Genomic DNA, 19,182 nt, shown 5'->3' on the forward strand with positions numbered 1-19,182 from the left:
GTCGCCTCCCCAGCGGGTCCCCCAGCGGACCCCTCGTCTGCGCCGGCCCAGGTCATCGCCCGGACGCGGCGGGTGTGCATCCGCCCTGCATTACACATCAAGCAGTCGTCTTCCCTCGAAGGCACGCCCCAAGGTGACCTCGTCGGCGTACTCCAAGTCTCCCCCGACCGGCAGTCCGCTGGCTAGCCGGGTGACCTTAAGCCCGAAGGAACCGACCATGCGCGCCAGGTAGGTGGCCGTCGCCTCGCCCTCCAGATTCGGGTCGGTGGCGAGGATCAGCTCCGTGACGCTGCCGTCGGCGAGGCGCGCCAGCAGCTCTCGTATCCGCAGGTCGTCCGGGCCGACGCCGTCGATCGGGCTGATCGCCCCGCCCAGCACGTGGTAGCGGCCCCGGAACTCGCGGGTGCGCTCGATCGCCACCACGTCCTTCGGCTCCTCGACCACGCACAGCAGGGCCGGGTCGCGGCGCGGGTCCAGGCAGACCCGGCACTTCTCCTCCTGCGCGACGTTGCCACACAGCGAGCAGAACCGCACCTTCTCCTTGACCTCGGTCAGCGCGTGGGCGAGCCGGCGGACGTCGGTCGCCTCGGCCTGGAGGATGTGGAAGGCGATCCGCTGGGCGCTCTTGGGACCGACGCCGGGCAGCCTGCCCAACTCGTCGATGAGGTCCTGGACCACGCCTTCGTACACGGGGAGCCTCCACGTCTCCGGTTCCTGCGGGGGTGTCGCTGCGGGGTGCTGGGGCGCTCCGGGCGCCGGGGCCCGGGCTGGGGCCAGGGCCGAGGCCGGGGTCGGCTAGAGCGGCAGGCCCGGGATGCCCCCGCCGCCGAGGCCCTGGGCGAGCGGTCCCAGCTTCTCCTGGGCCAGCGCCTGGGCCGCGTTGTTCGCGTCCCGCACCGCGGCGATCACCAGGTCCGCGAGCGTCTCCGTGTCCTCCGGGTCCACGGCCTTCGGGTCGATCTCCAGGGCCGTCAGCTCCCCGGAGCCGGTCACCGTGGCCTTGACCAGGCCGCCGCCCGCCGAACCCTCGACGGACGTCTCGGCCAGCTCCTGCTGGGCCTCGGCGAGATCCTGCTGCATTTTCTGAGCCTGCTGCAGCAACTGCTGCATGTCGACCCCACCACCAGGGAACACGGCCTCACTCCAGGTCCGTCGAAGAGAACGAAGAATCCGTACGGCACGAGCCTACGGGCTCGTGCCCCCACGGTCTCATTCGTGGCGAAACTCCTCGATGACCGTCGCCTGCAACTCCCGCACGATCAGCTCGGCGCCGCTCGGCCCGCCCGCGCCCGCGCCTCCGCCGTCGCCCCAGGACGGGGCCGGCGGGTCCTCCGGGTCGATGTCCTCCATCCCGGCAAGATCGTCGATCTCGTCGGGCTCCCCCCGGTCGACGGGGGCGGCCGGAGGCCGGGAGGGCCCGGGCCCCGGCGCGGCCGGCGGCGGCTGCTCGGGCGTCGGGCGCGGCACGGACGGCTGCTGCTGCGCTGGCGCGTTCTGCGGCGGCTGGTGGTGGGATGGCTGATGCTGCGCCGTGGCCTGGGGCGGGGGCGCCGCGCCCGGACCGGGCGGCGGTACATGCGGCGGGGGAGCGGGCGGCTGGGGTCCGCCCCCGCCACCCGGGCCCGTGGGGCCGCCGGGCCCGCCGGGCGGCGGGCCGCCGCCGGTCGGGTCGACGATCGCCTCGATCCGCCACTGCACGCCCATCGCCTCGTTCAGCGCCTGCCGCAGCACGTCCTCGCTGCCGCTGTTCACGAAGTTGTCCCGGGCGCCGGTGGAGGCGAAGCCGAGGCGGAGCGTGCTGCCGTCGAAGCCGACGACCTGCGCGTTCTGGCTCAGCAGGATCCAGCTGTAGCGGCGGCGGCCCTTGACCGCCTCCAGGATCTGCGGCCACATCTGCCGCACCCGGCCGGTGTCGCCGCCCCCGGCGGCGGGGCCCGGCGCGGCGGCCTGCGGCGCGTTCTGTGCTGGCTGTGGCTGTGGCTGTGGCTGTGCTGGCTGCGGTGCGGCGGCCGGCCGCTCCGCGGCTCCACCACCCGCCGGCTGCCCGGCCCCGGGCCACGCGCCGGGCGCCCGGCCGCCCTGCGCCGGTCCGGAACCCGCGGCCTCCGCCGGCCCTGATCCACCCGGCCAGGCGCCCGGCCGGCCGCCGGCCGCGCCCTCCGGCGCTCCGCCCGCCGCGGGCTGGCTGCCGCCCGGCCACGCCCCGGGCGCGCTCGCCGCCGCCGCACCGTCCGCCGGGCGCTCCGCCGGTCTGGCGCGCTCCGCGCCGCCGGCGGGACCGCCCCCGTCACCGCCCGCCGGACCGTTGCTCCGCCGCCCCTCCTCCATCAGCGCCTCCGCCCGCTCCTGAACGGGAGCGGGAGCAGGGGCGGGTGCGGGGGCGGGACTCGGGCTGGGCGCCGGCGGCCCGCCACCGCCTGTGGGGCCGCCTGTGGGGCCTCCCCCCAGGCCGCCGCCGCCCGTCAGGGCGGCTCCGCGCTCCAGCCGGTCGATCCGGCTCAGCAGCGCCTGCTCGTCGCCGTACGCCGCCGGCAGCAGCACCCGGGCGCAGATCAGCTCCAGCTGCAACCGCGGCGAGGTCGCGCCCCGCATCTCCGTCAGTCCCGTGTTCACCAGGTCGGCCGCCCGGCTCAGCTCGGCCGGGCCGAGCCGCGTGGCCTGGGCGCTCATCCGCTCCAGCACGTCGGCCGGCACGTCGATCAGGCCCTTCTCTCCCGCGTCCGGCACCGCCGCCAGGATCAGCAGGTCGCGCAGCCGCTCCAGCAGGTCGGCCACGAACCGGCGCGGGTCGTGGCCGCCCTCGATCACCCGGTCCACCACCTCGAACGCGGTCGCCCCGTCGCCCGCCGCGAACGCGTCGACGACCGTGTCCAGCAGCGCCGCGTCCGTGTAGCCGAGCAGCGCGGTGGCCATCTCGTACGTCACGCCGTCCGTGCTCGCGCCCGCCAGCAGCTGGTCCATCACCGACATCGAGTCCCGCACCGAGCCCGCCCCAGCCCGCACCACCAGCGGCAGCACGGCGCCGTCCACCGGAATGGCCTCGCGGTCACACACCTCGCCCAGATAGTCGCGCAGCGTGCCCGGCGGGACGAGCCGGAAGGGATAGTGGTGCGTCCGGGACCTGATCGTCCCGATGACCTTCTCCGGCTCCGTCGTCGCGAAGATGAACTTCAGATGCTCCGGCGGCTCCTCGACCACCTTCAGCAGGGCGTTGAACCCGGCCGGGGTGACCATGTGCGCCTCGTCGATGATGTAGATCTTGAACCGGCTCGCGGCCGGCCCGAAGAACGCCTTCTCGCGCAGCTCCCTGGCGTCGTCCACGCCACCGTGCGAGGCGGCGTCGATCTCGATCACGTCGATCGAACCAGGCCCGTTCCGCGCCAGGTCGCGGCAGGACTGGCACTCCCCGCACGGCTCGGGCGTCGGGCCCTGCTCGCAGTTCAGGCAGCGGGCCAGGATCCGCGCGCTCGTCGTCTTCCCGCAGCCGCGCGGGCCGCTGAAGAGGTACGCGTGATTGACCCGGTTGTTCCGCAGGGCCTGCTGGAGGGGCGTGGTCACGTGCTCCTGCCCGATGACCTCGGCGAAGGTCTCGGGTCGGTAGCGGCGGTACAGCGCGAGGGAGGACACAACCCCGACGATATCGGGCCCCACCGACAACGAAGGGCCCCTCACGCACCCGACAGAGCCCGCCTACCCTTGCTGCCTTCCGGCCCTGGGGGAGTTCAGCGAGATAACGCCACGTGAGGGGCTGACGCCACCCTACCCGATCCGCCCCCTGGCCCCCTACCCGTCCCCCCGCCCCAAGGCGTTCGCGACCAGCCTCCCGAGTCTTGTATCGTGTCCGGCGGAGGATTCGCCTAGTGGCCTAGGGCGCACGCTTGGAAAGCGTGTTGGGTTCACACCCTCACGAGTTCGAATCTCGTATCCTCCGCCCAGCTCTCACCGGGCTGCACGAAGGCCCTCGCCACCATCCATGGCGGGGGCCTTCGTCGTTCCGAACGGTCCCCTCGCGCTTGGCAGCCATGTCCGTACCGGACGCTGGCCACCTTGCCAACCTCCGGACCGACGAGCTCGACCTCGGGCCACGCACCTTCCGGGCGGTGGCGAACGACCGGCGTTCCATTACGGCTTGGGGATCAGCAGGTGCGTCCTCGCCGCGCAGGCGGACGGCTTCCGTTTCCCTCTCCATGCGGGCCTTCTCCTGCGGCACCGAGACCGCCCGCCTGACCAGGGCAAGCGACGCCGCTTGGCGGCATCCTCCATCGTTCTTGCCGCGTAAGACGTCTTGTCTTACGGTGGCACCATGGCTGACACCATCACGATCCGCAGCGATGCCGAGACCGAGCACGCTCTGGACGTTCTCACCCACGATGGCAGCTCGCGCTCGGCCGCTATTCGCCAGGCCGTACTGGAAACCGCCATGCGCAGGGAGCGCGCCGCCGCGATGCGACGTGCGGCTCTGCAGGTGCCACTGGGCGAACCGGACGGCATCGATGTCGCCGTGGAGATCTCACGGGAGCGCGGCGAAGAGCGCTGATGATCTATCTCGACTCGGCCGCGGTCGTCAAACTCGTCCATGCCGAAGCAGAGACGGAGGCACTGCGCGACTGGCTGGACGAACGCGCTGAGACGGGCTGGACCAGTTCGGTCCTGGTGGAGATCGAGTCGTTCCGGGCTCTGGCGCGTCACGTCCCACAGGCCGTTACGCGGCTCTCTTCCATTCTGGACCTGATCGAGATGGTGGACATGGCCCCGGGCATCCGCATCCTGGCTCAGACCGTGAGGCCGGCGACGGTGCGGAGCCTCGACGCCATCCACCTGGGCACCGCCCTGTGGATCCGTCCACGGCTCACCTCGTTCATCACCTACGACAAGCGACTGGCCGACGCCGCACGCGCCGCGGGGCTGCCCGTCGACATCCCGTCCTGACGGCCCTTCCGCAGATCGCCGCTCACCACCTTCCGGCCGGCGGCGCGACGACGGTCGGGCCGTCAGGCCCTCGCCGGCATCCACGGCCGGGGGCCGGCGCTGTTTCGTCAGTCGGGGGTATGCCGTGTTCGTGGCGCATGATCTGGAGCAGGGTGGTGAGCCTTGGTTCCGCCTCCTTGAGCAGGAGGAGCGCCTGTTCCGCGCTCTCGCCGTCGCGGGGCACGCCCCGGTCGATGCGCTTGGTCATGGCGTCGATGCCGGCGAGGACGGTGTTGAGGTCGCGCGAGGCTGCCAGTACCGCTTGGGGGACGACGAGTTGCGCCTCGGCATAGCGATCCCGGTAGTCGAGCCGAGCCTGTTCGACCTCGGCACGCTCCTGGTCCGTGTAGACCCCGTCGCGCAGTCGATGGAGCGCGTCCTTCAACAGGGTGTGGAAATGGCGCGACGCCCGGTTCATCGCGACGTACAGGGCGCGACGCTCCTCGATGTGCCGCCTTCTGTCCTCTATCTCGGCGTCGATCAAGCGCTGCCGCCGGGACACCAGGTGCGTTACCAACGGTGAGAGAAGCGTGCCCACGACTCCAACGATCGCCGTGACCATGGCCGCAACGACAGCACTCATACGCCCAGTCTGTCGTGACCCGCCCCCGGCCGGATGTCACACCCGCGTGGTGGAGTGGGGAACATGACGTCTGAGCTGGAACGTGTGGCGCTGGTGGAGCCGGGGCGGGTGTGGTCGGCTGGGGAGGTGTTGGGGAGGCCGGGGTCGGTGCCGAGGGTGGCGGGGGTGTATGGGTGGCGGTTCACCGTGGCGCCCTACGGAGGGCTGCCGGTCGATGAGCTGTTGTACGTGGGGATAGCGCCGCGGCGGATGGCGAACAGGGCGAGCAGGCAGACGCTTCGGTCGCGGGTGCAGTATCACTTCCGGGGCAACGCCGAGGGGTCGACGCTGCGGCTGACGTTGGGGTGTCTGCTCGGGCTGGAGCTTCGGCGGGTGGGGAGCGGGAAACGGATGACCTTCGGGAGGCATGGGGAGCGGCAGTTGACGGACTGGATGGCTGAGCACGCTCGGGTGTGTTGGGTGGAGCATCCCGAGCCGTGGGCGTTGGAGAGTGTGCTCATCGCGGGGCTCGATCTCCCGCTGAACCTGCACCAGAACAAGCACAACGCCTTTCACGGCCAGCTCACCGCCATGCGGGCGGTCGCCAGGCAGCGGGCGCGGGAGTTGCCCGTCGGTGCGTGAGTGTCCCGGGCCGTCTCACGTTGGTCATGGTCGGCGGGCGTGCTGTTTGCGTACCGTCCAGGCGGCGCGGGTCAGGGTGGTGGGGCGCATCAGGGTCTTGGCCGGGGAGAGCATGTGCATCACCTCCAGGAAGCGGCGGTGGATCACCGGGTCGGTCACCGAGGCCTGGACGATGAGGTCGCTGAGGCGGGTGGCGATGCTGAAGCCGCGCGGTCGGGCGCCGGTGACGTGGGGCATCCGCAGGTCGTTGAGGGCGGATGTCTGCCACGCGTCGTCCACGACGGTGCGGGTCTGGCGGAAGTAGGGCCAGGCAGGGTCCCGGAGGGAGGGGCCTGATTCGAGGTAGGCCGCCAGGCATGAGGCGTGCATCGTGGCCGAGGACATGCCCTGGCCGTAGATGGGGTTGAACGAGGCCAGGGTGTCGCCGATCGTGAGGAGTCCGGCGGGGAGCCGGTCCAGCAGGTGGAAGTCGCGTCGCCGGTTGTCCGGATGCCGGTAGGTCACCGGCTGTCCGATGGGCTCACCGTCCTCGGCCAGTCGGCGGAACGGCTCCGCCGGGTCCTCCCGGCAGCGGCGCAGGAACTCCTCGGTGGTCGGTCCCGGGCGGTCGTCCGCGTACCCGGCCACCAGGACGATCCACCGGTCTCCCTCGACTCGGCCGAGGGTGCCCAGCCGCAGTCGGCCGTCCGGCAGGGTCGCCAGGGACTGCGCCAGCGTCGGGCCGTGCGGTCCCTCGGGGCGTCGGAACAGCGCGGTGGCGTAGCCGAGGTCCACGTGCATGCGCCGGGTCTCCGGTTCGGGCCAGCCCGCCTCCCGCAACCAGGCGCCGATCCGGCTGGCGCGGCCGGTCGCGTCGACCACCAGGTCGGCGGTCAGCACGTCCTCGCGGGCCGGGTCCGCGCCCTCGTACCGCACCCCGCTCACCCGGTCGGCCGTGAAGGCCAGCCCGCGCACGCGACCGTTGACCAGGCGCAGGTTGTGGAGCGCCAGGACCCTGCGGCGGAGGTGCGCCTCCAGGAAGGGCCGGGTGGCGCTGATCATCTCCACGCCGCCGACCAGCACCTTGAGGCTGCCGTCGAGGTAACTGTGCACGTCCGTCCCGGTGTCCGCGAGTGCGGCGCCGTCGGCGACGAGTTCGGTGGAGAGCCCGGGGAACCAGCCGTCCATCCTGCGACGGCCCGCGTCCAGCAGCGCGTGCATCTGGGTGCCCTGCGGGACACCGGGCCGGGGACCCTGACCGCCCCCGAAGTCGCCCGAGAGCGCGACGTCGTCCCGTTCGAGGACCACCACCTCGTCCGCGTGATCACTGAGCACGCGAGCGGCCAACAGCCCCGCGATACTGCCCCCGAGTACGGCGGCCCTGCGCATCCCTACCTCCGGTCCGCGGCTTCCGCGCAGCTGCCGCTGCGGCCGTCCGAGGAGGGGAGCGGCGGAGAACATGGTGAACTTTCCCTCCCGACCTGAACCGACCATCCGCGCACCCGGTCTGTACATTTCTGCAGTCCGACCCCGCCGATGGAAGGACCGTGCGATGACCCCGAGTTCCGGGACCCCGCGGCCGCACGGGCAGCCCCACCTGGCCGGCGGCACGCCACCCGACGTCGACGCGTGGCGAGGAATGCTGCACGACTGCCTCATCGAGCTGGACGCGATCCCGATCGGTGACACCGGGGACGGCGCCGGCTACACGGGCTGGCTCCGCCAACTCGACCTCGGCTGCGTGTCCCTGACCGACGTCGGGTCCGATCCGGTGCGGGTCGTGCGCGCGCCCCGGATGCTCGTCGGGAACCAGGACGACTTCTACCTGCTCTCGATCGCCCAGGAGGACAGCTCCTCGCTGATCGGGAGCGTGCGGTCCGACCTGCGTCGCGGGGACGCGGTCCTGCTCGACAGCACGTCTCCCTTCCAGCTGCGGGCCGAAGAGCTCGCCCATCACCTGGTGCTGACGCTCCCCCGGGCGGACGTGGCACGGGTCGTGCCGGGCAGCAGGGAACGCGTCGGGCACCGGATCGCCGCCCAGAACCCGGTGCTGCGCGTCCTGCGGGCCGCGATCGCGGAGACGCACGCCGGCGGCGAGCGGTTCGATCCGGGGGTGCTGCCGGAACTCGGCCACGTGCTGAAGGAGTTGCTGCTCTCCGTGTTGCGGTCCGACGAGCTCGTCGACCCGGCCGGGGTGAACGGGCTCCTCGGCCACCACGCCCAACTCCTGCGCATGCGGGACTTCATACGGCGTCATCTCGCCGAGCCGGAGCTGTCCGTGAGGACGGTGGCGGCGGCGTTCGGGGTCTCCGCCCGCTACGTCGAGATCGTCTTCCGGGAGAGCGGCACGTCCCCGGCCCGGTACATCCGCCAGACCCGCATGGAGGAGGCGCGCAGGAACCTGGCGAGCCCGCTGCGACGACAGCGTCCCATCGCCGCGATCGCCCGGTCTGTCGGCATCGAGAACGCGACCGTTTTCGCCCGTATGTTCCGCCATTTCTACGATGTCACGCCCAGCGAGTACCGGCAGTCGCAGGTGGGCGAGCACCGCCGCTGAACCGCCAGGTGCGGACCTCCCCTCAGGCGGACGCCGCCGTGCGCGAATTGACCATGCCGTGTGCGCGAATCGTCGACTTCGGCGCGCGGGGCTCCGGCACCCTGGGCGCCGTTGTCCTACGGAGTGTCACAGCGGATGCTCCGGTTGTCGCCAAGCAGGGGAACAGTCGACTTGCTGTCCGATGTGCCGCATGACGCCGAGGCGGCCCCCGCCGTGAGTTCACCTTCGCCCACCGCCGCGCCGGAGCGCGAGGCCCGGTCGACGGCCGGCCGCGCGAGGCGGGGCCGGGCCGGGCAGCGTGCGGCCCGGCGGCGGACCCTGCTCCGGCCGCGCCGTCGCCGGGGCCCCTGGTCGATCCGGGCCCGCGTCCTCGTCCTGGTGCTCATCCCGAGTCTGGCCCTGACCGGGCTGTGGGGCACCTACACGATCACCGGGTTCAACGAGGCGCTGGACCTGCGTCAGACCGTGCGGGACGTGGAGGCGGTGGGGGTCAACGGGGTGACCGCGATGGTGGCGCTTCAGGAGGAGCGCCGGCTGTCGATGACCTACCTGGCTCAGCCCGGGGCGGATCCGGACCTGCTCGACCGGCAACGCGCGGACACCGACCGGAAGCTCGCGAGGATGAGCGAGGCGGCGGAGCCGGTGGTCGAGAACAACCCGCCCGCCCTTCAACGGCTGTTCGGCCAGATCACCGAGGGGCTGGCGGCGCTGCCGGACTTTCGCCAGCAGGTCGACGCGCGCCAGGTGGACCACGGCGGGGCGTACGAGTTCTACACCGGCGCCGTGAGCACCGGCATGGCGTACTTCGAGGCCGAGGCCCGTCTGACCAACGACGCCAAGGCGCTCACCGAAGGGACGACCGCCGCGGAGCTGTTCCGCGCGCTCGAGAGCCTCGCCCGGCAGAACGCGGTGCTGTCCGCGGGGCTGTCGTCGCCCGCCGGCATGTCCGCCGAGGAACAGCGGCAACTCACCCGGCTCGTCGGCGTGCAGCAGGAACAGTGGCAGGTGGTGGCGCCGGCGCTGCGGGGGGCGCAGGCCGAGCAGTACCAGGCGATCACGGCCGGCCCCGAGTGGTCGATGCTGGCCGCCGCGGAGCAGTCGGCCATGCGGTCCGGCGGGATCTCGCCCGGTTTCGAGAGCTGGCAGGCCGCGATGCTTCAGGTGGCGGGGAACCTGCAGCAGCTCACCCTGGACCAGGTGGACTTCGCCGTCGGATTCGCCAACGACCGGGTCGACGAGCTGATGACCTCGGTGATCCTCACCAGCGTGGGGGCCCTGCTGGCCATCGTGCTGGCCGTGCTGATCTCCGTGCTGATCTCACGAGCGCTGATCCGCCGGCTCCGGGACCTGCGCGGCGCGACCCTGTGGCTGGCCGAGGAGCGACTGCCCCACATCATCACCCGGCTCCAGCAGGGCGACCGGGTCGAACTCGCGGAGGTCGTCCCCGAGGTCGAGCACGGTTCGGACGAGATCGGAGAGGTCGCCGGCGCGTTCGACGCGGCGCAACGCATCGCCGTACGGGCGGCGATCGAGCAGGCCGAGACGCGCGAGGGCATCAGCCGGGTGTTCCTCAACCTCGCGCAGCGCAGCCAGGGGCTGGTGCACCGTCAGCTCGAACTGCTGGACAAGCTGGAACGCGAAGGCCAGGAGGATCCCGATCTGCTGGCCGAACTGTTCCGGGTGGATCACCTCGCCACGCGGATGCGGCGCAACTCCGAGAACCTGTCCATCCTCGGCGGCGCGAACCCCGCCCGCCGCTGGCGTCGTCCGGTGCAGCTGACCGAGATCCTGCGTGCGGCGGCCTCCCAGACCGAGGACTACTCCCGGGTCAAGCTGGTCGGGATTCCCGAGGTCACGCTCGCCGGCCAGGTGGCGGGCGACATGATGCACCTGCTGTCCGAACTGGTCGAGAACGCGACGACCTTCGCCCCGCCGCACACGAGCGTGCAGATCCGCGCCGAGGTCGTGCCCAAGGGGCTCGGGATCGAGATCGAGGACCATGGCATCGGCATGGACGTCGAGGCGCGCGAGGAGGCCAACCGGCTGCTGGCGGCGGCGCCCACGTTCAACGTCATGGGCTTCACGGAGGACACCCGGCTCGGCCTGTTCGTCGTCGCCAGGCTGGCCGCCCGCCACAACATCATGATCACGCTGCGTCCCTCGCCCTTCGGCGGGACCTCGGCCATCGTGCTGGCCCCGTCGGACCTCCTGGAGGGCACCGACACCAGCGCTCCGCACCCGGACCGGACGCACCAGGACCGGGCCGAGGCGATGGTCGGGACGGCGGCACCGGTGGCGGACACCATCCGAGCAGCGGGATCGGCGGGATCGGCGGGATCGGCGGGACCAACGGCGGGCTCGCCCGCGTGGGCGGGCGCCGGCGGCGTCGGACACACGTCGCTGCCACCGTCCCCGGAGCCGACGCCGCCTCGTTCGGAGACGGCGGGGACGCCGCCCCGCTGGGAGGAGCCGCGCATGCCCGACGAGGCCGAGCCGGTACGCGCCGATCCCCCGGACATGCTGCATGTGGCCCGGCCGCGGCAGGCGCCGCAACGGCTGCCGCGCCGGATCCGCCAGGCCAGCATGCAACCGGAGCTGCTCCGTCCCGCGACCCCGGCGCCCGAGGCGGTCCCCGAGGAACGGTCGGCCGAGGAGGCACGCCGCCTGATGTCGGTGTACCAGCGCCAGTCGTACCGGGGGCGCGTCGCCGCGGACCAGGGACGGGATGACACACGAGACGAGGGGCCGACCGGGAACTGGCCGACCCGAGAAGGGCAGTGGGACCCGCGATGACGCACATGCCGAAACAGGGCACCGACCTCAGCTGGATGCTGGACGACCTCGTGCGGCGGGTGCCCAGGATGAGGCACGTCCTCGTGCTGTCGGCCGACGGACTGGTGATCGCCCACTCGCGCGAACTCGGCCGTGAGGACGCCGAACACATCTCGGCCGTCGCCTCGGGTTTCCAGAGCCTGGCCGGGGGCTTCGGGCGCCGCTTCGACGGGGGGCCGGTCCGGCAGACCGTCGTCGAACTGGACAGGCTCTTCCTGTTCGTGACCGGTGCGGGACGCGGCGCCTGCCTCGCCATCCTCGGCGAGGCCGACATCGACGTCGGCCTCGTCGCCTACGAGATGAACCTGATCGTCAAACGAGTCGGTGACTACCTCGCCGCGGCGCCCCGGCAGGCGGCAGCTGCTTCGCCGCCGTCCTCCTGAGGTGTGGACGCATGTCCGGACCGGAGGAGTCGTGGTGGGACGTGGACGCCGGCCCCATCGTGCGCTCGTTCGCGAGAACCGGTGGCCGGACCCGGCCGAGTCGGGACGAGTTCGACCTGATCACCCTGATCGTCGCCGCGAACCCCGACACGGCACGCCACGGTCTCGAGCCGGAGCACATCGTGATCCTGCGCATGTGCACGGGCAACCCACTCTCCGTCGCCGAGATCTCCGCTCGGCTCGACATGACCGTCACCGTGACGAAGGTCCTGCTCGGAGACCTACTCGACATGGGCGCCATCCACACCCACGCACCGATCGCGCTGGCGGAGGCCCCGGACATCCACCTTCTTCAGGCGGTACTTGATGGAATTCGCAGGATTTGACTTGTATGCCGGTTCCGGCGGCCCTCCGACGGCGGTCAAGATCCTGATCGCCGGCGGGTTCGGCGTCGGGAAGACCACGATGGTCGGTGCCGTCAGTGAGATCTCCCCGCTGCAGACCGAGGAGGTGATCACGAGGACGAGCGAGGGCGTGGACGATCTCAGCGGCGTGGAGGGGAAGTCCACGACGACCGTGGCCATGGACTTCGGCCGGATCACGATCAGCCGGGACCTTGTCCTGTACCTCTTCGGCACGCCCGGGCAGAACCGCTTCTGGTTCATGTGGGACGAGTTGGCTCTCGGCGCACTCGGGGCCATCGTGCTGGCCGACACGCGGCGCCTCGAGGACTCCTTCCCCGCCGTCGACTACTTCGAGCACCGCGGCACGTCGTTCGTCGTCGCGGTCAACCGTTTCCACGGCGCCTGCGACTTCGACACGGACGAGGTGCGCCACGCGCTCGACCTCGACCCGCGCGTGCCGGTGGTGATGTGCGACGCGCGCTCCCGCGAGTCCAGCAAGCTCGCCCTGATCACCCTCGTCGAGCACACCATGGCGAGCTGGCTCCCGGCCGCTCGCTGACGAAGGCGGCCGGTTCGTCCCGGGGCCGTTCGCCCCGGAGCTGGTCCGTCCCGGAGCTGGTCCGTCCCGGGGCCGGTCGGTGCGGTGCTAGGCGCGGCGGAAGCGGGAGAGGTCGGTGCGGGACGTGATGCCCAGTTTGGGGAAGGCGTTGTAGAGGTGGTAGCCGACCGTGCGGGGGCTCAGGAACATCTGGGCGGCTATCTCGCGGTTGCTGGCGCCGGTGGCGGCGAGCAGGACCACCTGGCGTTCCTGGGGGGTCAGCGCGGAGAGTTCGTCGACGGCCTGGGCGGGCGCCGTGCCGCGCGGCTTGGCTCCGACGGCGGCCAGTTCCGTGACCGCGCGGTCGAACCAGGGGGCGGCGCCGAGGCCGTGGAAGATCTTCGCCGCGGCGCGTAGCCGGGTCGCCGCGTCGTTGCGTCGGCGGGCCCGGCGCAGCCACTCGCCGTAGAGCAGCAGGGTGCGGGCGTGTTCGAAGGGCCGGGTGGCCCGCTCGTGGTGGTCGAGGGCGGCGAGGTAGTGCCGTTCGGCGTGTTCGGGCGCGGCCAGCAGCGCGCGGCAGCGTTCAGTGACCGCCCGCGCCCAGGATCGGGCGCTGTTCCGCGCCCAGCCCTCGAAACGGGCGAACGGTTCGGCCGCGCGGTCCGGCTCGCCGAGGCGTACGGCGGCCTCGACCAGGCTGGGGAGGGCGAACCGGACGATCACGGTGTGCCCGACCGGTCCTGCCCGCAGGGCGGCCAGGCGGTCGGCGGCCAGCCGGTGGTCGCCGCGTCCCAGGGCCAGCAGCCCGAGGGCGTAGCCGCCCCAGGAGGCGCCAGGGGCGAGACCGCCGTCGACACCGTTGCGGGCCAACTCCTCGCAGCCCTCCGCGTCGCCCCGGGTCGCCGCCATGAGGGACAGCACGCCCTGGATGGTGCGGGCCCGTCGGGTGTGGCCGATGGCGTCGGTGATGCGCAGCGCCTCGGCCGCGTCCGCCTCGGCCTCCGCGAAGCGGCCGACGAGGATGCGTGCCTGGGTTCGCAGTTGCAGGGCGTGCGTCAGATCGCTGATCCTCCCCTCGGCCCGGCAGCTCCGGGTCAGCTCGTCGGCCGCGACCAGCGCCTCCGTGTCCCCGCCGGTCCGCAGCGCCGCGAACACGGTGCAGGTGGCCGCCAGGATGTCGGCGGGGGTGGAGGAGCCGACCGCGGCCAGCGACGACCGGAGCAGTTCCAGCGCGGCGGCGTGGTCACCGGAGAGCAGGAACTCGGTACTGCGCACGACCGAGGGCACGACCGAGGGAACGGCGCCCAGGGAAACGTCGCTGTGCTGTTGCGCGATCTCCATGAGGCGGCTGGCCCGGCGCAGGACTTCGCCGTCCCCGGCGAACCAGGCGTAGCCGGCGGCGGCGCCGAGCATGGTGACCGCCTGGTCCGGCGCGGTCGTGGCCGTGGTCCCGGCCGCCTCGACGGCGATACGGCCGGCGGCCGCGGCGTTGCCCTGCTCGAACTCCAGGGCGGCGGTCACGCCGGCCAGCCGCGCGGCCACCTCCGGGCGCGCGGTGAGCCGGGTGCCGCGGACCACGAGTCGGCCGGCCCGGTCGAGCTGCCCGGCCGCGGCAGCCGCCTCGGCCGCGGCGGCCAGGCGGCGGGCGCGCAGTTCGCGGTCCTCGCTCAGCTGCGCGCAGCGTTCGAACACCGAGGCGGCGACGGCCGGCGCGCCGCGGCGCAGCGCGCGGTCGGCGGCGCGTTCGAGCAGCAGGCCGAGGTCCTCGTCGACGCCGGTGACGGCGGCGGCCAGGTGGTGCGCGCGCCGGTCCTCGGCGCCCTCGCGGTCCTCGACGTCGGCCCACACCAGTCCGTCGGCGAGGGCCCGGTGCGCGGCCTGGCGGGTCGAGAGCGGTGCGCCGCGGTAGGCCGCGGCCTTGACGAGCGGGTGGCGGAAGGCCAACGCGGTGGGCCCGACCCGGACCAGACCGGCCTGTTCCGCCGGCTCCAGGTCGGCGGCGCCGGCGCCCAGTCGGCCCGCCGCCCGCAGGATCAGGCCGAGCCCGCCGGTGCCCTCGGCGGCGGCGACGGCCAGCAGGATCCGGGTGCGCTCCGGGAAGGCGGCGATGCGCTCGCGGTAGGCGGTCTCGACCCGGCCGGCCGGTGTGTCGGCCTCGACGTAGAGGGTGAGCGGGGGCAGCCGCCCGGCCCGTTCCTCGGGCCCGAGCATGCCCGACAGCTCGATCAGGGCGAGGGGGTTGCCCTCGGCCTCGGCGACGACCCGGTCGCGGACCGCGGCGGCCATCTCGCCGCCACGCGCGGCCAGCAGCGCCGCCGAATGTTCGGCGTCGAGTCCCGTCAGGACCAGGTCGGCGACGCCGGCCGCGGGGAACGGGCGCTCGCCGCCGCGGACGCCGAACACGACGGCGATCCGCTCGGCGTTCAGCCGCCGGACGGCGAACAGCAGCGCGTCGGCGGACGCCTGGTCCAGCCACTGCGCGTCGTCGACCAAACACAGCAGCGGCTCGTCCTCGCTCAGGTCGGCGAGCAGGGTCAGCACGGCGAGCCCCACCAGGAAACGGTCCCCGCCCTGGGCGGGGCCCTGGCCGAACGCGGCGCGCAGCGCGTCGGACTGGGGCGGCGGGAGCGCGTCGATCCGGCGCCGAACCGGGTGCAGCAGGGCGTGCAGGGCCGCGAACGGAAGGTCTCCCTCGGCCTCGCTGCCGGTCACCCGGAGCAGCGGCCGCGCGCCGTGCAGCCCTGCCGCGTGATCCAGCAACGCGGACTTGCCGATACCGGCGGTGCCCCGGACGACCACCGCCTGACCGCGGCCCTCGGCCGCGGCGGCGAGCATGCCCGCCAGCTGGGCCCGTTCCGCGTCCCGTCCGAGGATCACGGCCCGAACCCTACCGCCGCCCACCACCGGGCAGCTTTCCGGAACCAGGTACCGGCCGGTCATTCCCGGTACCCGTGACAGATCCGCCGCGCGGCGCCGGCTCCTAGCGTCGAGGACGTCCGCCGGCCCCTTGAAGGAGCCGGGTCGTGCCGCATCCGAGGAGACGCTCGTGCAGGTGGAAGTGGAGTCCGTGGGCATCGTGGTCGGGGGGAGGGCGGAAGCCCACGACGACGACTGGGGCGCCGAGCGCGCGATCGTCCGGCTGGACGCCGACGCGTTCGGGGCCGAGGCCCTCGCCGGTCTCGCGGAGTTCTCGCATATCGAGGTGGTGTACGCGTTCCACCTCGTCGCCCCGCACGACGTGCTCACCGGTGCCCGGCGTCCCCGCGACAACCCCGCATGGCCGGCCGTCGGGATCTTCGCGCAGCGCGGCAAGGCCCGCCCGAACCGCCTCGGCGTCTCCCGCTGCCGCGTGCGCTCGGTCGACGGGCTGGACGTGCATGTCGCCGGCCTCGACGCGATCGACGGCACGCCGGTGCTGGACATCAAGCCGTACATGGCCGAGTTCGGACCGCTGGGCGAGGTGCGGCAGCCGGAGTGGGCCACGGAGCTGATGCGCGACTACTACTGAGCCGCCCGAGCCGGCCGAGCCGCCTGGCCCGTACCCACCCCTGCCTCGCCGATCACTCCCGGGAGATCATCGTGTCAGCACAATCAGCGCAATCAACACAATCCATACAAACGGCCGCGACCGCGTTGACGTCCGGCCGCCGCCGCGGCGTGCTCGCCGTCGTCCTGGTGTCGCTCGCCGTCGTGGTGTCGGCCGTTCCCTCCTTGAACGTCGCCCTCCCCGGCCTCGCACGGGACACCGGCGCCGACCAGACCCAACTGCAGTGGATCGTCGACGCCTACGCCCTGGTGTTCGCCGGGCTCCTGCTCCCGGCGGGCGCGATCGGTGACCGGTTCGGCCGCAAGCCCGTGTTGATCGCCGGCCTGGCCCTGTTCGCCGCGGGGGCGTTCGCGGCGGCCGCCGCCGACGGGCCCGGCACGATCATCGTCCTGCGAGGGCTGTCCGGTGTCGGCGCGGCCCTGGTCATGCCGACCACCCTGTCGATCATCACCAGTTCGTTCCCCGCCGAGGAGCGCGGCAAGGCGGTCGGCGCCTGGATCGGCGTCGCCGGCGCCGGTGCCGTCTTCGGCCTGTTGACCTCCGGCCTGCTGCTGGAGTGGTTCTCCTGGGCGTCCGTCTTCGTCTTCGGCGGCCTCCTCGCCGTGCTGACGCTCGCGGCCGCGGTCGCCGTCCTCCCCGACTCGCGCGACAGCGCCGCACCGCGGATCGACGCGGTCAGCGGCCTGCTCTCCTCGCTCGGCCTCGCCGGGATCGTCTTCGGCACCATCGAGGGCCCGCACCGCGGCTGGACCGACGCCGTCACCCTGACCGCGTTCGCCGTCGGCGTGCTCGGCATTGCGCTGTGGCTGGGCTGGAGCCTGCGCACGGCGGACCCCATGCTCGACCCGAGGCTGTTCCGGGTACGCGGCTTCGCCACCGGCGTGCTGTCCATCACCGCGCAGTTCTTCGTGTTCTTCGGCATGATCTTCATCGTCCTGCAGTACCTCCAGCTCGTCCTGGGGTACACGGCGCTGCAGGCCGGCCTGGCGGTGACGCCCATGGGCCTGGTCCTCGGCGGCCTCTCCCGCCGCGCGCCGCACATCGTCGGCCGGCTCGGCCGACGCCGGGCCGCGGGGACCGGGCTGCTGCTGATGACCGCGGGCGTGCTCGTCCTCAGCCGTCTCGACGCCGCCAGCTCGTACTGGCCGGTGCTCGCCGGACTGCTGCCGATCGGTGCCGGCATGGCCCTCGCCACCGCCCCGGCCACCACCTCCATCGTCGACTCCCTGCCCGCCCACAAGCAGGGCGTCGCCTCCGCGGTCAACGACGCCGCCCGCGAGGTCGGCGGCACCCTCGGCATCGCCGTCCTCGGCAGCGTCCTCAACAACGGCTACCGCCAGGGCGTCTCCGACAACGCCCCGTCCGGCCTGCCGCCCGAGGCCGTCCACGCGGCCCAGGAGTCCCTCGCCCTCTCGCAGGCGGTCGCCCACGAACTCGGCGCCCACGGCGAACAACTGAGCCGGGTGGCCGTCGACGCCTTCATCGACGGCTACGTCGTCGCCTACCTGGTCTCCGCGGCGCTGCTGATCCTGACCGCCGCGGCGATCCTCACGCTCGCACCACGACGGGCCGCGGCCGAACGGGAGACGGATCGGTCGCCGGTCGTCCGTTGACGGGCGGGCGTCAGGGAGCGGCAACCGTTCTGGGGTCCGCGGACGTCGTCAGTGAGTGAGTTGGTCGATGTCCGGCCGAGTGATCCGGCGGCGGGGCGTCGTGAAACGGCGGCGGAGCGCGGGGATTCGGGGAGGGGCGTGATGTCCGTGGAGTGGGGGCTCGTTGTTGAGCAAACCGAACTACAGGTCTGTTCGACCGTGGTGTTGGAGCACGTCACGGGCACGCGTGAGGACGCCCTCGATCGCCTGGAGGAGATCGCTCGTTCCTTCACGCCGCACTATGCCCGGAACTCCACGAAGAAGCGGCTCTACCGCACCGCCGAGGGGTTTCTGCTGGTGAGTGAGGGGGCTATGTTCAGCTACGGCTGCCGGTTCTCCGTCGTCGAGTTGGCGTGGGATGGCGTCGCGGAGCAGGAGGCGGCGGCCGCCGCCCGCGAGGAGGAACGGAGAGCGCGGGCGGAACAGCGGGCCGAGCGGCGTGCGCAGCGCGGATCCCGGTGGCGCCGTTGATCGGGTGGGCTGTCGGGAGAAGACTCCACCGCCTGACCACGAGCGCTATCCACGCGCCCGGCGAAGGAGTTCGTCCGGGGTGAGGTCCTCCTGGTGGGTCAGGAGGACCCAGACGTGGCCGTGCGGGTCGCGGAGGATGGATGTGCGGTCGCCGTGGAACTGGTCGGTGGGGGGTTGCAGGAGTTCGGCGCCGGCGGTGGTGGCCTGGTGGGTGAGGGCGTCGACGTCGTCGACGAAGACGTGCAGCCCCACGGTGGTGCCGCCGAGGGCGGTCGGGGCCTTGAAGAACGGGCCCTCGGCGTCGCCCAGCATGAGGACCGAGCCCTGGATGCTGATCTCGGCGTGCAGGATGCGGCCGTCCGGGCCGTCGATGCGGAAGAGCTCCTCGGCGCCGAACGCCCTGGCGTAGAAGTCGATCGCGGCGGCGGCGCCGTCGAGCATGACGTGGGCGATCGCGGCGTTGCGGTAGTGCTCGGGGACAGCGGTCGTGGTCATGAGACGACGGTAGAAGTTCAAGCCTGGTTGAGGTCAAGCGGAGGCGGTCACCGGTTGACGAGGGGCTCGTCGGTGTCCGCGGGTCGCGCGGTCTTGCCGATGCCTATCGAATGTCGATAGCTTTTTATCGAGAGTCGATCGGAGGAGGGGTG

At 72.6% G+C, this 19,182-nt stretch carries 18 protein-coding genes, 1 tRNA gene and 1 other RNA gene; 12 read left to right on the forward strand and 8 right to left on the reverse strand.

The window, feature by feature from the left end; all coding sequences use genetic code 11:
* Nucleotides 1–90: 90 nt before the first annotated feature.
* From recR to ffs, 4 genes are all read right to left on the reverse strand, one after another.
* Nucleotides 91–690 carry a recombination mediator RecR gene (recR, locus tag ABGB06_RS18840; RefSeq protein ID WP_347590808.1) on the reverse strand — a complete coding sequence of 200 codons (600 nt, stop codon included), beginning with the start codon at nt 688–690 and terminating at the stop codon, nt 91–93.
* A 105-nt stretch (nt 691–795) separates the two neighbouring features.
* Nucleotides 796–1,134, reverse strand: coding sequence for a YbaB/EbfC family nucleoid-associated protein (locus ABGB06_RS18845; protein ID WP_347590810.1), 339 nt, complete (start codon nt 1,132–1,134; stop codon nt 796–798).
* A gap of 75 nt (nt 1,135–1,209) precedes the next feature.
* Nucleotides 1,210–3,627: a DNA polymerase III subunit gamma and tau gene (locus tag ABGB06_RS18850; RefSeq protein ID WP_347590811.1), complete on the reverse strand. Its 2,418-nt coding sequence runs from the start codon at nt 3,625–3,627 to the stop codon at nt 1,210–1,212.
* Between the two features lie 29 nt (nt 3,628–3,656).
* Nucleotides 3,657–3,753: signal recognition particle sRNA small type (gene ffs / locus ABGB06_RS18855), an RNA gene on the reverse strand.
* 93 nt (nt 3,754–3,846) lie between these two features.
* On the opposite strand from ffs, the gene ABGB06_RS18860 reads away from it, so the two are divergent.
* The 3 genes from ABGB06_RS18860 (at nt 3,847) to ABGB06_RS18870 (ending at nt 4,929) form a co-directional block, all read left to right on the forward strand.
* A tRNA-Ser gene (locus tag ABGB06_RS18860) sits at nt 3,847–3,931 on the forward strand.
* Nucleotides 3,932–4,303: 372 nt separating this feature from the next.
* Complete coding sequence (locus ABGB06_RS18865) at nt 4,304–4,537, forward strand: hypothetical protein (RefSeq protein WP_347590813.1); 234 nt, start codon at nt 4,304–4,306, stop codon at nt 4,535–4,537.
* Entirely contained in the window at nt 4,537–4,929 is a 393-nt protein-coding gene (locus ABGB06_RS18870) for a type II toxin-antitoxin system VapC family toxin (RefSeq protein WP_347590815.1), read from the forward strand. Before ABGB06_RS18865 ends, ABGB06_RS18870 begins: the two co-directional genes overlap by 1 nt.
* Nucleotides 4,930–4,951: 22 nt before the next feature.
* On the opposite strand, the gene ABGB06_RS18875 is transcribed toward ABGB06_RS18870, so the two are convergent.
* The gene (locus ABGB06_RS18875) at nt 4,952–5,551 is read right to left on the reverse strand and encodes a hypothetical protein (protein WP_347590816.1); all 600 of its coding nucleotides are present in this window, start codon (nt 5,549–5,551) and stop codon (nt 4,952–4,954) included.
* A gap of 63 nt (nt 5,552–5,614) precedes the next feature.
* On the opposite strand from ABGB06_RS18875, the gene ABGB06_RS18880 reads away from it, so the two are divergent.
* Nucleotides 5,615–6,172 carry a GIY-YIG nuclease family protein gene (locus ABGB06_RS18880; protein ID WP_347590818.1) on the forward strand — a complete coding sequence of 186 codons (558 nt, stop codon included), beginning with the start codon at nt 5,615–5,617 and terminating at the stop codon, nt 6,170–6,172.
* A 24-nt stretch (nt 6,173–6,196) separates the two neighbouring features.
* On the opposite strand, the gene ABGB06_RS18885 is transcribed toward ABGB06_RS18880, so the two are convergent.
* Nucleotides 6,197–7,486: a hypothetical protein gene (locus ABGB06_RS18885; protein WP_347590820.1), complete on the reverse strand. Its 1,290-nt coding sequence runs from the start codon at nt 7,484–7,486 to the stop codon at nt 6,197–6,199.
* 217 nt (nt 7,487–7,703) lie between these two features.
* Here ABGB06_RS18885 and ABGB06_RS18890 point away from each other — a divergent pair, with 217 nt between their 5' ends.
* The 5 genes from ABGB06_RS18890 to ABGB06_RS18910 all read left to right on the forward strand — a co-directional run bounded on the left by ABGB06_RS18890 (nt 7,704) and on the right by ABGB06_RS18910 (nt 12,886).
* Nucleotides 7,704–8,708 carry a helix-turn-helix domain-containing protein gene (locus tag ABGB06_RS18890; RefSeq protein WP_347590822.1) on the forward strand — a complete coding sequence of 335 codons (1,005 nt, stop codon included), beginning with the start codon at nt 7,704–7,706 and terminating at the stop codon, nt 8,706–8,708.
* Between the two features lie 378 nt (nt 8,709–9,086).
* Entirely contained in the window at nt 9,087–11,501 is a 2,415-nt protein-coding gene (locus ABGB06_RS18895; RefSeq protein WP_347590824.1) for a nitrate- and nitrite sensing domain-containing protein, read from the forward strand.
* Nucleotides 11,498–11,923: a roadblock/LC7 domain-containing protein gene (locus ABGB06_RS18900; protein ID WP_347590826.1), complete on the forward strand. Its 426-nt coding sequence runs from the start codon at nt 11,498–11,500 to the stop codon at nt 11,921–11,923. Before ABGB06_RS18895 ends, ABGB06_RS18900 begins: the two co-directional genes overlap by 4 nt.
* Nucleotides 11,924–11,964: 41 nt before the next feature.
* Entirely contained in the window at nt 11,965–12,309 is a 345-nt protein-coding gene (locus tag ABGB06_RS18905; RefSeq protein WP_347590828.1) for a DUF742 domain-containing protein, read from the forward strand.
* Nucleotides 12,290–12,886 carry an ATP/GTP-binding protein gene (locus ABGB06_RS18910; RefSeq protein WP_347590830.1) on the forward strand — a complete coding sequence of 199 codons (597 nt, stop codon included), beginning with the start codon at nt 12,290–12,292 and terminating at the stop codon, nt 12,884–12,886. Before ABGB06_RS18905 ends, ABGB06_RS18910 begins: the two co-directional genes overlap by 20 nt.
* Nucleotides 12,887–12,973: 87 nt before the next feature.
* Here the strand turns inward: ABGB06_RS18910 and ABGB06_RS18915 are convergent, their stop codons facing one another.
* Nucleotides 12,974–15,742 (reverse strand): AAA family ATPase, encoded by a 2,769-nt coding sequence (locus tag ABGB06_RS18915; RefSeq protein ID WP_347590831.1) that lies wholly within the window; start codon nt 15,740–15,742, stop codon nt 12,974–12,976.
* A gap of 175 nt (nt 15,743–15,917) precedes the next feature.
* Between ABGB06_RS18915 and ABGB06_RS18920 the strand changes: the two genes are divergently transcribed.
* The 3 genes from ABGB06_RS18920 to ABGB06_RS18930 all read left to right on the forward strand — a co-directional run bounded on the left by ABGB06_RS18920 (nt 15,918) and on the right by ABGB06_RS18930 (nt 18,535).
* Nucleotides 15,918–16,373 carry an SAM-dependent methyltransferase gene (locus ABGB06_RS18920; RefSeq protein ID WP_347591072.1) on the forward strand — a complete coding sequence of 152 codons (456 nt, stop codon included), beginning with the start codon at nt 15,918–15,920 and terminating at the stop codon, nt 16,371–16,373.
* A 125-nt stretch (nt 16,374–16,498) separates the two neighbouring features.
* Nucleotides 16,499–18,025 (forward strand): MFS transporter, encoded by a 1,527-nt coding sequence (locus tag ABGB06_RS18925; RefSeq protein WP_347590833.1) that lies wholly within the window; start codon nt 16,499–16,501, stop codon nt 18,023–18,025.
* Nucleotides 18,026–18,166: 141 nt separating this feature from the next.
* Nucleotides 18,167–18,535: a hypothetical protein gene (locus tag ABGB06_RS18930; protein WP_347590834.1), complete on the forward strand. Its 369-nt coding sequence runs from the start codon at nt 18,167–18,169 to the stop codon at nt 18,533–18,535.
* 45 nt (nt 18,536–18,580) lie between these two features.
* On the opposite strand, the gene ABGB06_RS18935 is transcribed toward ABGB06_RS18930, so the two are convergent.
* Nucleotides 18,581–19,030 carry a VOC family protein gene (locus ABGB06_RS18935; protein ID WP_347590835.1) on the reverse strand — a complete coding sequence of 150 codons (450 nt, stop codon included), beginning with the start codon at nt 19,028–19,030 and terminating at the stop codon, nt 18,581–18,583.
* Nucleotides 19,031–19,182 lie beyond the last annotated feature (152 nt).

The sequence above is a fragment of the Streptomyces sp. B6B3 genome (genome assembly GCF_039871525.1).
Classification (GTDB): domain Bacteria; phylum Actinomycetota; class Actinomycetes; order Streptomycetales; family Streptomycetaceae; genus Streptomyces.